Below are 12,630 nucleotides of genomic sequence, written 5' to 3'. Positions count from 1 at the left end.
GCACGAACCGGCGCCCGGCCGGTATCACTGCTGGTTGAACAGGATTCCCGTCAAATTCGCGTTCTTGATCGGGGTATCGCTGTTGCGCTGATTGGCGCACAGGAAGTCGGCCGCGGCCATACTCGCGTCGACCGCCGTGCCCGCGGGCTCGTGGTCGCTGCCCGACTGCTGTTTGACGAACTTGGTGATGGTCACCCGCTTGGTGTCGACATCCTGTTTCACGTAGTCCTTGCAGGGGGTGTCACCACCTTGGTTGAGGGCCCGCTCGACATCCGAACATCCGGTCAGCAGACCCGCGCTCAGAGCGGCTGCGACGACGGTTCCGAGCAGCGCGGTGCGGATGGGCCTGGATGTCATCTGGATCTCCTCGTCGAGGCGGCGTGCCGGGCCGATCCCGGCAATTCGACCGCAAGCCTAAGGCGTTCGCCCGCCGGCCACCCCGGCGCATCGGGCCGAATCCCGGCGGAGTCGCTACCCTACGGCGGTGCAGCAGTCTCAGGTGGCCGATGCGGTGTCGTCGGTAACGGATCGATTGACGACGATATCCCCGCAACCGCCGGTGTGGGTGGTGCTGGCCACCGCGGCGGTAGCCGTGGCGGTGGTGCTCTACCGGCCGGTCTGGCGGGTGTTGCGGACCTGCGTGACGATCGCGCACGAAATCGGTCATGCCGTGGTCGCGGTGTGCACCGGTAGGACTCTCAGCGGTATCCGGCTGCACTCCGATACCTCGGGGGTGACCGTATCACGTGGGAAACCACGAGGATTCGGCATGGTGCTGACGACGCTGGCGGGCTATCCGGCGCCCTCGGCGGTCGGTCTCGCCTTCGCCGTCCTGCTCGGCGCCGGACGCCAGACCCTGATGCTGTGGATCCTGATCGTGGCGCTGGCGGTGCTGATCCTGGTGATCCGCAACCTGTTCGGCTTCCTGGCGGTGATCTGCGCGGGCGGCGCCGCCTTCGCGGTGTCGTGGTACGGGGACGCGGTGTGGCAGGGCGTCTTCGGCTACACGGTGACCTGGTTCCTGCTGTTCGGCGGGGTACGCGCGGTGATCGAGTTGTGGCAGGTCTCGGTGCGTGGCGACGGCTCCGACGCCGACCAGCTCGCCTGGCTCACCCGCGTTCCCGCCCGCGTCTGGGTGGTGGTCTTCGGCCTGCTCACGGTCGCGGCGCTCGTGGTGGGCGGCAGTGGGCTGCTGGGGATCCGGCTCGGTGGCGCCCACGGCTGATCAGTGCCCGCCGCGTGCCTGCGCGCGCCAGTGCGTCGCGGCCCGGGTATCGCCCTGGCGCTCCAGCACTTCGGCCAATCCGGCCATCGCCCGGGCATCGCCCCGTTCGGCGGCCAGCCGCCACCATTGTTTTGCCTCACCGAATTCGCGTGCGCGATAGCCGAGTACACCGAGGTCGTAGGCGGCTCCGGCATGACCCATATCGGCGGCCTGCCGTAACAGGCGGCGGGCCTGATCGGCGTCACCGCGGCCCTGCGCGACGATCCCGCGATCGTAGAGTTCGGTCCCGGGCAGCCGTCGTTCCACGGATTTCGCCGATACCGTCACGATCAACTCGCCGAAATCGGGTGGGCCGACGCCGGCACTGCACCGCAGCACCATCGATCCGGCGGCCGCGCGTTCGATGACCACCCCGTAGTTGCCCGTCCACGACTCGACGGCACCGCTGGTGGTCATCCAGACCGGGGTGAGGGTGTAGCCGGCCTCCGGGCCGGTGGGAACGAGCCGGAACTCCACACCTTCGGCGATGGCATCGGTCCACACGTCGACCCCGGGCAGCTCCCGGTCGTGCAGCAGGACGTGCCCGTCGAGCACCGACAGCCCGATGCCCAGGCCCAGTAGTCCCGGCGGGGGAACCGAGGCATGTAGTGTGAGCCGGACGACGGTCGCCGCGGTTCCCAACTGCTGGGAGTACATCGGATGGACCGTGACTCCGTGCCAGTCGAGGGGCTCGGTGCCCGGATATCGTTCGGCCAGAGGGCGATTCGCCTCACCGGTACCGGCCATCGTGCCGCCTTTCGCTGCAACCGTCGCAACGCCGAGCAGTGACAGGATCGATGCACTGCCGCGCACACCGTAGTACCCGCGAGCGAAAAATGCTGCCGAACCGGCAGGTTCATTCCTCGTTACCGCTGCGGTGCCCGACGAACGCCCGCAATCGCGGATCGGATGAGACGATCCGGCCGACCTGATCGCCGCCGGTGCATTCGAACAGGCCGATGGTCAGGTCCATGCCACGCCGGCCGAGTACCCGCCAGACGCCGCCGCTGTCCTGCCAGCGGATCAGCGCGGCGAGTGCGTCCGGGGGATGCTGTGGCGAATCGGGCACCACACCATTGTGTCCCGGCCGCGTGCGGGGGGCAGTGTCACCGGATCAGCGCCGGACGCCGAGCGGTGGGCAGTTCACCTCGCCGCGCAGCCCCCTCCGCGCCGTCCCGCAGCCCGCCGGGAAGGACGGCCGCGGCCGTGCGGAGGGTGCCTTCCGCACAGCCGCGCGACGAACGGGATCGGCTACGGGGTGGAGTAGCCGACCAGTGCGCCGATGCCGGCACCGATCGGAATGGTGACCAGTGCGCCGACCCCGCCGAGGAAGAAGCCCAGCACGGCGCCGATACCGCCGCCGATCAGGGCCCCGATCCCCGCGTTGTACTGCTTGCGGGCAAGGGTGTCGGAGGCCTCGTCGATGGCCTGAGCGGTGCGCTCGGTGGCAGACTGCGGTGTCAGTGTGAGCGTGCGGCCCGCGTTCTCGATGCGCGGGCTCAGGCCCACGGTGCCGGACGCGGTGCGCAGTCCCAGCGGCACCGAGGCGACCGCCCGGCCCGCGGCGTCGGTGAGTGTGACCGAATCACCGGTGACGGTGAAGGATCCGGCGTCGACCGTGGTCGTGAGACCGGCGTGGTCGGCGGTCGGCGCGGTGACGAAACCGACTCCCTGTTCCACGCCGCGCACCGCGACCTCGGCGGAGGTGGCGGGTGCGGCCTGCACCACACCCGCGGTGGCCGCGGTGGCTCCGACTGCCAATAGCGCGGTGGCGGCGAATTTCTTGGCTCTCATGATCTTTCCCCACATTCCGTCGGCCCGACTGCGGCCGATCTGTCCCCTGTGGCCGAATCTCGGCCGTCCTCATTCTTACCCAGATATCGCGCCGGTGTTCGGTTTCCGATTCGCGGTGACCGAAAGGGCAACTCCCACAGCGTGATCGCTGACTGTTCGCTACCGGAGGTGTGCTCATCCCCTCGAGAAGGGCGGCGGCTTTCGGGCCGATCGATTGCCGCGCGGATGCTGCGCAGCGGATGCGGGCCGCCGGATCGGCGGCGGCGCGAGTGCGCGCGGCCGGCTGCTCTCCCCGAGCGGGCGAGGATCCACCGCAGGGCGTGCGAGCAGGGAAGACAGGGGTCCGAATCGGCGTGCCGACCGCCGTAACGCTGCTGGGATCGGCGGGATCGCCGTATCGTCGGTCGATGTGAGCGACGACGACGGTTCGACGCGCCCCCGGTTGCGGCACTCCGTGCTCGGCGATCCCGTCGCGTTCGCCGAGCACGTCTGTGCCCGCCTGCAGGCCGAGGTTCCCGCTTACCGGGGGATTGCCGCCGCATCCCTGGTGCCGTCGATCTCGTCCGCGATCGACCGGCTGATAACCGCCACCGCGGAAGATCGTCCGCTCGACGGGCCGGCGCTGGCCCAGTTTCGGGAGTACGGGGCGCTGCGCGCCGAACTCGGGGTTCCCCTCGACGGCATGCTGCGGGGCTGGCAGATCGCGGTGCGGGAACTGATGCGCCGGATCGGGGCCTCGCACTACTGGGCCGCGCAACCGGGATCGGCGCTGCTGGCCATGCTCGGCGCCCTGCTGCGCGCCTCCGATGCCGCCACCGTCGCCTTCAGCTCCGGCCACCGGGAGGCCGAGGCCCAGATCACCCGGCGCCTCGACACTCGCCGCGACGACACGGTACGGGCCCTGGCCGAGGGCACCCTGCCGACCGGCGAACTGCGCCGACGTGCCCAGCTCATCGGGCTGCGCCTGGACGGGGCGTACGCCGCGTTCCGGGCGATCACCGCCGAACCCGAGCAGACCGAATGGGATCTGCGCCAGCGGCCGGGGTTCCGGCCGCCCCGCGGAGTGGTGGCCATCCTCGACGGCGATGTGGTGGGCGTGTGCGATCCGCGCGACCACGTGAGGCCCGCGGCCGGGGTGTTCCTGGGGATCGGGCCGGAATGCCCACTCGAGCGCGTCCCGCACTCACTGCACGTCGCGGGGCGGGTGGCCGAGACCGCGCGCCTGTTCGGCCGGCCGGGCCGCCACACCCTCACCGACCTGGGCGTGCTACCGGCAGTGGTCGGTGACAGCGATGTCGGCGCCGCCCTGATGCTGCGCTACATCACCCCTGTCGACGACGCGGAGGCCGGTTCCATCCTGTCGACGGTCGACACCTATCTGGCGGCCGGGCTCAACGCGAGCGAGACGGGTAATCGGCTCTATCTGCACCACAACACCGTGCGCTATCGGTTGTCGCGGTTCGAGGAGCTGACCGGGGCCTCGCTGAAGGATCCGCACGTGGCCCAGCAGGTGTGGTGGGCGTTGCGCTACCGCGAGCTCGACTCCGGGCCGGCCGTGCCCTGATTCGCGAGATCGACGAATTCGCCGGGGGTCGTTTTGTGAACTATTACGAAACTCTGCGCGACCGCGTGCGGTTTATCGATAGAGGGGTTCGATTCGGTGACCGGCGATCCCGGCCGACCTTCGATCCACATCGCCCGCGCGACGCTCGAAAGGCAGAACCTGCACCATGACAGTCGCTCCATCGATCACCGATGTCTTCGCCGATGCCGTGCACATGGCGGTGCGCGCGCCGTCGGTGCACAACACTCAGCCGTGGCGCTGGTCGCTGCGCGCGGACACCATCCATCTGTATGCCGACGAGACCAGGCATCTGACGGTGACCGATCCGCTGCAGCGGGCGCTGCTGATGAGTTGTGGCGCGGCGCTGCACCACATGCGGGTGGCGCTGGCGATGCTGGGCTGGTCGGCGCGGGTGACCTATCTGCCCGACGACGCCGACTCCGACCACCTGGCGGCCATCGACCTCACGCCGCGGCGACCCACGGCCCGCGATATCGAGCTCGCCGCGGCCATCACCCAGCGGCAATCCGACCGCCGCCGCTACAGCGCGCGGCCGGTTCCGCAGGCATGTGTGCGGGAGGTGTCCGGAAGTGTGCGTACTTACGGGGCCGCGGCGCGGCAGGTGCCGCCGATACTGCGCCCGAAACTGGCGACGGCGGCGCGAACGGCCGCATCGCGGCATGCCGCCGATCCCGCGTATCTGCACGAACTGACGCTGTGGAGTGGCCGGCACGGCACACCGGACGGGGTTCCCGCCGCCAACACGCCCGCCCCGCGCGGCGACAGCGAGATCGCGCAGCGCCGCTTCGACTCACCCGAACTCGCCGATCTCGCCACCCAGCCGGAAGCGGCCGAATGGCTCGTGCTGTGCACGCTCGGCGACGATCGCCGGGCACGGTTGAGTGCCGGTGAGGCCGTCAGCGCCCTGCTGTTGTCGGCGACGGCGTTGGGGCTGTCGTCGAGTCTGCAGTCCGAGCCCCTGGCGCTGGCCGAGCTGCGCGCCGAGATCCGCCGCACGGTGCTCTCCGAATGCGCTCATCCGCAGACCATGATCCGGCTGGGGTGGCGGCCCTCCGAGGCCGCGCCGCTGCCGCGTACTCCGCGCCGGCCCGCCGCCGAAGTGATGACCGCCGGCGAGGCCGTCCTGCGCTGATGCCGTCGTAGCCCGTGGGTGCCGGCGTTACAGCCCCGCGGCAGTGGCGATATCGCGCGCCTCGGCGACGATGGCATCGATCCGCTCGACCGTGGGAGTTCCGGCGGCGGCCTTGTTGCCGGGGGTGTCGGCTGCCCGCCGCATCACCCCTTCGGCGATGATCGCGAGCTTCCACAAGCCGAGCACATGCCAGAACGTCAGCGCGTCGCGGTCGCGGCCGGTTGCCTCGAGATACGCGTCCGCCATCTGCGCGCGATCCGGGAATCCGGGCAGCGCCGAGGCCGGGAAATCGCCACCGATGTCCTCGCCCGGCTCGACCCAGTAGGCGAGCAGACTGCCCATATCCGCCAGGGGATCGCCCAGGGTGGACAACTCCCAGTCCAGCGCCGCCACCACCGCGCCGGTTTCCCGGGAGGTGATCACGTTGCGCAGGTGGAAGTCGCCGTGCACGAGCGTGGTCTCGCGCTGGGGCGGGACGGCATCGGTGAGCCTTCGGGTGAGCTCGTCGAGTTCGGGCAGATCGCGGGTCTTCGACTGCTCCCACTGCCGTGACCAGCGGTTCAACTGCCGTTGCGCATAGGGTTTGTGACTGGCCAGATCGGCCAGCCCCACCGCGTCCAGATCGACCGCGTGGATCCGCGCCAGGGTCGCGATCAGCGATTCGGCGATGGCGCGGCGTCGCTGCGGCGCCATCGCACCCACGATGTCCATGGTGTCGACGACCTGACCGTCGACGAACTCCATCAGCACCGCCGGCGCCTCGCACACCGCGGTATCGGTGGTGACGGCCAGGATCGCCGGAACCGGCACATCGGTGCCGGCCAGGGCCGACATGATCCGCGCCTCGCGCACCACATCGTGGGCGGAGGCGAGGAGATGGCCCAGCGGCGGACGGCGCAGCACCCAGCGGTGCCCGGCGTCGTCGCTCACCAGATAGGTGAGATTGGACTGCCCCAGCCCGATCCGGGTGAAGGCCGGGGTGCCGGTCAGAGTGGGGGCGTGGGCGGCGATCCATCGGGTCACCGCGGCGGTCTCGAGTCCCGGGACCGTCCCGGATCCGGGTGGCACGGTCACGGGGCGGTCCGGAATGCCGCCGGATGACCGAGTCGCTGCCCGCCGTCGACCACCATGACCTCCCCGGTGACCCACCGCGCCGCATCCGACACCAGGAAGGCGATGGCCGCGCCGATATCGTCGGGTTCGCCGACCCGGTCCAGTGCGGTGGCCCCGGCCACCAGGTCCTCGTGCTCGCGCCACAGCGCCTCGGCGAGCTTGGTGCGCACCACGCCGGGGGCGACCGCGTTCACCCGGACCTTGGGTGACAGTTCCAGTGCCATCTGCTTGGTCAGGTGGATCAGAGCGGCCTTCGAGGCGTTGTAGAGCCCCAGATTCGCCTCGAATCCCATTCCGCCGATGGAGGCCGTATTGACGACAGCGCCGCAGTGCTCACCCATCCAGGCCTCGTTGGCCAGTGCGGTCCACAGGATCGGCGCCCACAGGTTGACGTCGAAGATCTTGGCGAAGCGGGCGTGATCCTGGGCGACGACCGGGCCGAAGGCCGGATTGGTCCCGGCGTTGTTCACCAGGATGTCGACGCTGCCGAACCGCTCGAGGGTGCGATCGATACACGCGCGGGCGGCTTGCTCGTCGACCGCGTGCGCGCCGACACCGATCGCGGTGCCGTCCACCTGTGCGGCCGCGGCGTCGGCGGAGGCCTGTTCCCGCGCGGTGAGCACGACGTTGGCACCGGCGGCGGCGAGCGCCTGCGCGGTCGCCAGGCCGATGCCGCGGGAGGCGCCGGTGATGATCGCGGTGCGTCCGGTCAGATCCGTGGTCGCCATATCAGTTGCCTGCCTTGTCATCTCGGTACTTGCGCAGTTCCCCGCGGGCGATGGTGCGCTTGTGCACCTCATCGGGTCCGTCGGCCAGTCGCAGGGTGCGCAGATGCGCCCAGGCCATGGCCAGCGGGAAGTCGTCGGTGACACCGGCGCCGCCGTGGACCTGGATGGCGCGGTCGACCACCTTCAGCGCGATCGCGGGCGCCGCCACCTTGATCGCCGCGATCTCGGTGCGCGCCTCCTTGTTGCCGACGGTATCCATCAGATAGGCCGTCTTCAGCGTGAGCAGCCGGATCATCTCGATATCGATGCGTGATTCGGCGATCCAATCCTGGATATTCGCGTTCGCGGCGATCGGCTTGCCGAAGGCGACGCGGGTGCTCGCGCGCCGGCACATCAGTTCCAGGGCCCGTTCGGCCATGCCGATAGCGCGCATGCAGTGATGGATGCGGCCGGGGCCCAGCCGGGCCTGGCTGATCGCGAACCCCTCACCCTCGCCCGCGAGCACATCGGTGACCGGCACGCGGACGTCGTGGAAATCGATTTCGGCGTGCCCTTCGCGATCCTGGTAGCCGAAGACCGGTAAGCCGCGCAGCACGGTGACCCCGGGAGCGTCGATCGGCACCACCATCATCGACTGCTGGCGGTGCGGCGCCGCGGCCGGATCGGTCTTGCCCATCACGATCAGAACGGTGCAGTGCGGGTGCAAGGCGTTGGAGGCGAACCACTTCCGGCCGTTGAGCACGTATTCGTCGCCGTCGCGAACCATCGACAGTTCGACGTTGGTGGCGTCGGAGCTGGCGACCGCGGGTTCGGTCATCGCGAACGCCGAGCGGATGGTGCCCGCCAGCAACGGCTCGAGGTATTTCTTCTTGTGCTCGTCGGTACCGAAGAGGGTCAACACCTCCATGTTCCCGGTGTCGGGGGCGCTGCAGTTGCAGGCCTCCGAGGCCAGGTGGCTGCGGCCCATGATCTCGGCCAGCGGCGCGTATTCGAGATTCGTCAGGCCCGGCCCCCATTCGGGGTAGGGATGGAACAGATTCCACAGCCCGCGCCGCCGGGCCTCGGCTTTGAGCTCCTCGAGGATCGGCGGCTGGAAGTGCGGGTCCCCGGCGTCGCGCATCTGTTCGTCGTAGACGGCCTCGGCCGGATAGATGTGGGAATCCATGAACTCCAGCAGCCGGGTGCGGTAGTCCTGCGCCCGCTCGGAGATGTCGAACATCGACATGTGTACTCCTGATCGTTGTGGAAACTGGTGTCGGGTTCAGTTCTCGTCGAGCAGACTGTGCTGGTAGCGGCGCATTCCGGCCAGCCAGCGGTCGTAGTCGGCCCCCTTGCGCCGATACATCTCGAGGACGCTGGGATGCGGCAGGATCAGGAACTGCTCGGCTTCGACGGCGGCCAGGACCGCCGCCGCGACATCCGCCGGTTCGAGGACCGCGCCGGCGGCGGTCACCGCGCGGGTGGAGGCCGCGCCCAGCCGGTCGCCGGAATCACGGCCGGCGTAGAGCAGGGGAGTGTCGACCCCCATCGGGCACAGGCAGCTCACGCGAATACCCTTGTCGCCGTATGTGACCGACAGCCATTCGGCGAAGCCTACGGCGGCGTGCTTGGTCACCGAATAGGTCGCCGATCCGATCTGGGTGAGCAGCCCCGCCGCCGAGGCGGTGCTGACGAAATAGCCCGTGCCGCGCTCGAGCCACCCCGGAATCAGCTGTGTGGCCGCCCGGATATGGGCGCGGACATTGACGTCGAAGGAACGGTCCCACTCGGCCTCGGCGACGTCCAGCCCTACCGCGCCGGCGATTCCGGCGTTGGCGAAGTACATGTCCACCGGGCCGAAGGTGTGCTCCGCGAACGCGATCAGCCCGGCGATCGCGTCGGGATCGCTGACGTCGGCCCCCGTGCTCACGCACGCACCCGGGTGGGCGGCCGCGATGTCGTCGGCGACCGCTCGTGCCGCGGCCCCATCGATATCGGCGACCACGACCCGGGCTCCGGCGGCGGCGAGGGCGGCGGCGATCGCGCCGCCGATACCACCACCGCCACCGGTCACGATGGCCACTTTCTGCGCAACCTGCACTGGCGTCCCCTGTTCGTGCTCGAGATGTGGCCCCACCGTAGTTTATGTTGACGTCAAGTTCAATTACGGGGGCGGATTCGGGTCATTGTGAGCTGTTCTAGCAGGTCCGCGCGGTATACGAGGTCGAAACCGGAGAGCCCGGTCAGGATTTACCGGGGATGCGCAATGCGTTCACCCAGAGCCGGGTGGCGGTGAAGGTGAGCTCGTCGAGGTCGATCGGCCGGTCGTCGTCGACAGTGACGAAATATCCGAATGCCAGTCTGCTGACCATGCCGGACAGCGCTCGTGAGGCGAGCAGGGGATCGAGGTCGGGATCGGCGAGCCCACGACGCTGTAGCGACTCGATACTGCGCGCGTTGCGGTCGATGAAGGCCTCGGCTCGTCGTTGCCGCAGCACCCGGAACTCGGGATCGATATTGGCGACCTGCTCGAGCAGGCCCATCAGCTGGGCGTTGCGCTGATACGCCTCGAAATAGGCTCGATTGCTGGCGGCGACGACGGCGGCCGGATCGTCGGCGTCGGGGACGTGCGGCATCCCCGGATGCAGCATGTCCTCCTGGGCGACTTCGAGCACGGCCGCGAATATCTCCTCCTTGCTGGAGAAGTAGGTGTAGAAGGTGCCGGAGGAGCAGTGGGCGGCGGTGGTGATATCGACCAGCCGGGTGTCGAGGTAGCCGTTGGATTCGAATACGCGCCGGGCCGCGGCGATCAGGGCCGATCGAGTCCGCAATCCCCGCTCGGTGGTGGGCAATTCCCGCAGCAGGGAAGTCCGGGCCATCGACGGCACCGCCCCCGTGCTGCCATTGTCGTCGGCGGACTTTCCCATGCAGCAGTTATAGCCCATTGCGCTGTGTGTCGGCGCGGGCACCCGTTCGGCCCGGACGATGCGCTGCGCACGGTCTGGAATGTCGTATACGTACTCTTTCATGACAAGTTCATGAGGAATGAATTCGAGTGCGCCGGCAGGCCGTTCGGCTGCGTATGGTCGGTCGATCTTGTGCATCACCGAAGTTGGAGAGAATGTCGATATTTGCGAGGCTGGTGACGACAGTGGCCGCCGCGGTGGCTGTGTCACTGGTAGTGGTTCCGGTGCGGGCCCAGGAGCAGAAGCCGGAGTACGCGCCCACGATGCTGGTGCTCGACGCATCGGGCTCGATGCAGGCGGCCGATCCGGGGGGCGGTACGAAAATGGATGCAGCCAAGGCGGCCGTGCACAGTTTCGTGGGCGCGGCACCGGCCGAGTCGAAAGTCGGACTGACCGTATACGGAACCGGGACGGGGTCCTCGGATGCGGAGAAGACCGCCGGATGTAAGGATGTCCGCACTCTGCGCACCCCCGAAACTCTCGACCGGGCTGCGTTGAACAGCGCGGTCGACGGAATTCAGGCCAGTGGCTACACCCCGATCGGCACGTCGTTGCGCGAGGCCGCGAAGTCGCTGCCGTCCTCGGGGCCGCGTTCGATCGTGCTCGTCTCCGATGGTGAGGACACCTGTGCGCCACCGGATCCGTGCGCGGTCGCACAGGAACTGAACCGCCAGGGCGCAACGATCGTCATCCATGCGATCGGATTCGGCGTGGACAGTGCCTCGCGAGCACAGCTGACCTGTATCGCGCAGCGGACCGGGGGTACGTACACCGATGCCGCCGACGGTAAAACCCTCGAGCGCATCCTGCCGCGAGTCAGCCAAGCGGCTTTGCGAACCTACAAGCCGATCGGCACACCGATCTCCGGCACCGCGACCTACCGCGACGCTCCGGTCGCGACACCCGGCCAGTATCTGGACACGATCGGCCAGCACGAGAGCAAGTATTACGCCGTCGACGTGCCGCAGGGCGCGATGGCCTACTTCAGTGCGACGCTGGCGTTTCCCCATTTCCGGCAGAAGGATCTGGGCCAGGACAACAGTGTGCTGTACCTGCGGGTCTACGGTGCGGACGGGAGAGACTGCAACGTCTTCGAGTTCGAGCAGGTGGTCAACACCAGCGACGGGGTCGCGCTGACGGTCACCAAGGCATGGGACGGCGCGACACAGAAGAAATCGGAGTCCGGCACCGACGCGGATAAATGCAAGGGTGGCGGCCGCTATTATTTCGTGCCCGAATGGCACGGCGTTGCCGACGGAATGCCGCAGCAGATGCCGATGGAACTGCTGGTCGGGATCGAACCGGCGGTGAGCGACGCGGGCCCGCCGTCCTCGACGACACCCACGGCCTTCACGGCGCCGACCGGCACCGCCGTTCCGGTCACCGGTAGCGGATCGTTCAATGCCGCCACGACATTGAACGGCTCCGGCAGTTACACCGACACCCTGCAGCGGGGTGAATTCGTGTTCTATCGGGTCAAGCTGGATTGGGGGCAGGGCCTGGCGTACCGGGTGAACTTCCTGGAATCCGACCGGCGCGGGCTCGACGGCCTGTCGAGGGTCACGACCACGCTCTACTCGCCGATACGCGAAGAGATCGCTCACGATTTCAGCAGCTACAACGGTGAAGCGGATGGGATGCCGACCAACGATCCCGCACTGGCGACAGTGCCGGTGCGCTACAACAATCGCGACTCCGGATTCGGTAACGGTAAGGATCAGAGTATCGACGGCTGGTACTACATCGCTGTTTCCGTCGGTCCGTCGCATACCGAAGGAGTAGGTGGCCCGGTACCGATCCGGCTGGATCTGACGGTCGCGGGCACCGCGGAGCCGGGACCGAAGTACGAATCAGCCACGGCGGACGGCACTTTCGGTGAGAACGCCGTCACCATGAAGCCCCCGCAGCAGTCGGCCGGCGGCTCGCAATCGGCAGGCGCTGTGGACGCGAACAGCGACGACGGTGTATCCACCACCGTGGTCCTGTTCACCGTTGTGGGCGCACTCGTGGTGGCCGTGCTGATCGGTGTGGCGGTGCTGCTCGGACGCCGCAGCGGTCGCCGGAGGTAG

Annotated in this window: 13 protein-coding genes; 4 read left to right on the top strand and 9 right to left on the bottom strand. The window is 68.6% G+C overall.

The window, feature by feature from the left end; translation table 11 throughout:
• Positions 1-24: 24 nt before the first annotated feature.
• Positions 25-357: a hypothetical protein gene (locus LKD76_RS17285; RefSeq protein ID WP_227982359.1), complete on the bottom strand. Its 333-nt coding sequence runs from the start codon at positions 355-357 to the stop codon at positions 25-27.
• Between the two features lie 127 nt (positions 358-484).
• Here LKD76_RS17285 and LKD76_RS17280 point away from each other — a divergent pair, with 127 nt between their 5' ends.
• The gene (locus LKD76_RS17280; protein ID WP_227982358.1) at positions 485-1,225 is read left to right on the top strand and encodes a M50 family metallopeptidase; all 741 of its coding nucleotides are present in this window, start codon (positions 485-487) and stop codon (positions 1,223-1,225) included.
• Here LKD76_RS17280 and LKD76_RS17275 read toward each other — a convergent pair whose 3' ends face one another.
• The 3 genes from LKD76_RS17275 to LKD76_RS17265 form a co-directional block, all read right to left on the bottom strand.
• The gene (locus LKD76_RS17275) at positions 1,226-2,011 is read right to left on the bottom strand and encodes a tetratricopeptide repeat protein (RefSeq protein WP_227982357.1); all 786 of its coding nucleotides are present in this window, start codon (positions 2,009-2,011) and stop codon (positions 1,226-1,228) included.
• Between the two features lie 109 nt (positions 2,012-2,120).
• The gene (locus tag LKD76_RS17270) at positions 2,121-2,333 is read right to left on the bottom strand and encodes a hypothetical protein (protein WP_227982356.1); all 213 of its coding nucleotides are present in this window, start codon (positions 2,331-2,333) and stop codon (positions 2,121-2,123) included.
• A gap of 182 nt (positions 2,334-2,515) precedes the next feature.
• Entirely contained in the window at positions 2,516-3,058 is a 543-nt protein-coding gene (locus LKD76_RS17265) for a DUF8020 domain-containing protein (protein ID WP_227982355.1), read from the bottom strand.
• Positions 3,059-3,467: 409 nt separating this feature from the next.
• On the opposite strand from LKD76_RS17265, the gene LKD76_RS32180 reads away from it, so the two are divergent.
• The gene (locus tag LKD76_RS32180) at positions 3,468-4,622 is read left to right on the top strand and encodes a PucR family transcriptional regulator (protein WP_308188537.1); all 1,155 of its coding nucleotides are present in this window, start codon (positions 3,468-3,470) and stop codon (positions 4,620-4,622) included.
• A 166-nt stretch (positions 4,623-4,788) separates the two neighbouring features.
• A complete protein-coding gene (locus LKD76_RS17255; protein ID WP_227982354.1) occupies positions 4,789-5,775 on the top strand; it encodes an Acg family FMN-binding oxidoreductase in 987 nt (328 codons plus the stop codon).
• Between the two features lie 27 nt (positions 5,776-5,802).
• On the opposite strand, the gene LKD76_RS17250 is transcribed toward LKD76_RS17255, so the two are convergent.
• The 5 genes from LKD76_RS17250 to LKD76_RS17230 form a co-directional block, all read right to left on the bottom strand.
• Positions 5,803-6,798, bottom strand: a complete 996-nt coding sequence (locus LKD76_RS17250) for a phosphotransferase family protein (RefSeq protein WP_227985280.1) — start codon at positions 6,796-6,798, stop codon at positions 5,803-5,805.
• A 47-nt stretch (positions 6,799-6,845) separates the two neighbouring features.
• Positions 6,846-7,616, bottom strand: a complete 771-nt coding sequence (locus LKD76_RS17245) for an SDR family oxidoreductase (protein ID WP_227982353.1) — start codon at positions 7,614-7,616, stop codon at positions 6,846-6,848.
• Between the two features lies 1 nt (position 7,617).
• Positions 7,618-8,841 carry an acyl-CoA dehydrogenase family protein gene (locus LKD76_RS17240; protein ID WP_227982352.1) on the bottom strand — a complete coding sequence of 408 codons (1,224 nt, stop codon included), beginning with the start codon at positions 8,839-8,841 and terminating at the stop codon, positions 7,618-7,620.
• Between the two features lie 36 nt (positions 8,842-8,877).
• The gene (locus LKD76_RS17235; RefSeq protein WP_227982351.1) at positions 8,878-9,696 is read right to left on the bottom strand and encodes an SDR family oxidoreductase; all 819 of its coding nucleotides are present in this window, start codon (positions 9,694-9,696) and stop codon (positions 8,878-8,880) included.
• Positions 9,697-9,838: 142 nt separating this feature from the next.
• Complete coding sequence (locus tag LKD76_RS17230; protein ID WP_372465994.1) at positions 9,839-10,474, bottom strand: TetR/AcrR family transcriptional regulator; 636 nt, start codon at positions 10,472-10,474, stop codon at positions 9,839-9,841.
• 263 nt (positions 10,475-10,737) lie between these two features.
• On the opposite strand from LKD76_RS17230, the gene LKD76_RS17225 reads away from it, so the two are divergent.
• The gene (locus tag LKD76_RS17225; RefSeq protein ID WP_227982349.1) at positions 10,738-12,630 is read left to right on the top strand and encodes a vWA domain-containing protein; all 1,893 of its coding nucleotides are present in this window, start codon (positions 10,738-10,740) and stop codon (positions 12,628-12,630) included.

This window comes from Nocardia spumae, assembly GCF_020733635.1.
In the GTDB taxonomy this organism is placed as follows: Bacteria; Actinomycetota; Actinomycetes; order Mycobacteriales; family Mycobacteriaceae; genus Nocardia; species Nocardia spumae.
This window is presented reverse-complemented; position numbering and strand designations above follow the sequence as displayed.

What these genes read in the sequence shown, in the direction of transcription:
- LKD76_RS17285 (WP_227982359.1), bottom strand. Translation starts at nt 357, where the DNA reads ATGACATCCAGGCCCATCCGCACCGCGCTGCTCGGAACCGTCGTCGCA.
- LKD76_RS17275 (WP_227982357.1), bottom strand. Translation starts at nt 2,011, where the DNA reads ATGGCCGGTACCGGTGAGGCGAATCGCCCTCTGGCCGAACGATATCCG.
- LKD76_RS17265 (WP_227982355.1), bottom strand. Translation starts at nt 3,058, where the DNA reads ATGAGAGCCAAGAAATTCGCCGCCACCGCGCTATTGGCAGTCGGAGCC.
- LKD76_RS17255 (WP_227982354.1), top strand. Translation starts at nt 4,789, where the DNA reads ATGACAGTCGCTCCATCGATCACCGATGTCTTCGCCGATGCCGTGCAC.
- LKD76_RS17245 (WP_227982353.1), bottom strand. Translation starts at nt 7,616, where the DNA reads ATGGCGACCACGGATCTGACCGGACGCACCGCGATCATCACCGGCGCC.
- LKD76_RS17240 (WP_227982352.1), bottom strand. Translation starts at nt 8,841, where the DNA reads ATGTCGATGTTCGACATCTCCGAGCGGGCGCAGGACTACCGCACCCGG.
- LKD76_RS17230 (WP_372465994.1), bottom strand. Translation starts at nt 10,474, where the DNA reads ATGGCCCGGACTTCCCTGCTGCGGGAATTGCCCACCACCGAGCGGGGA.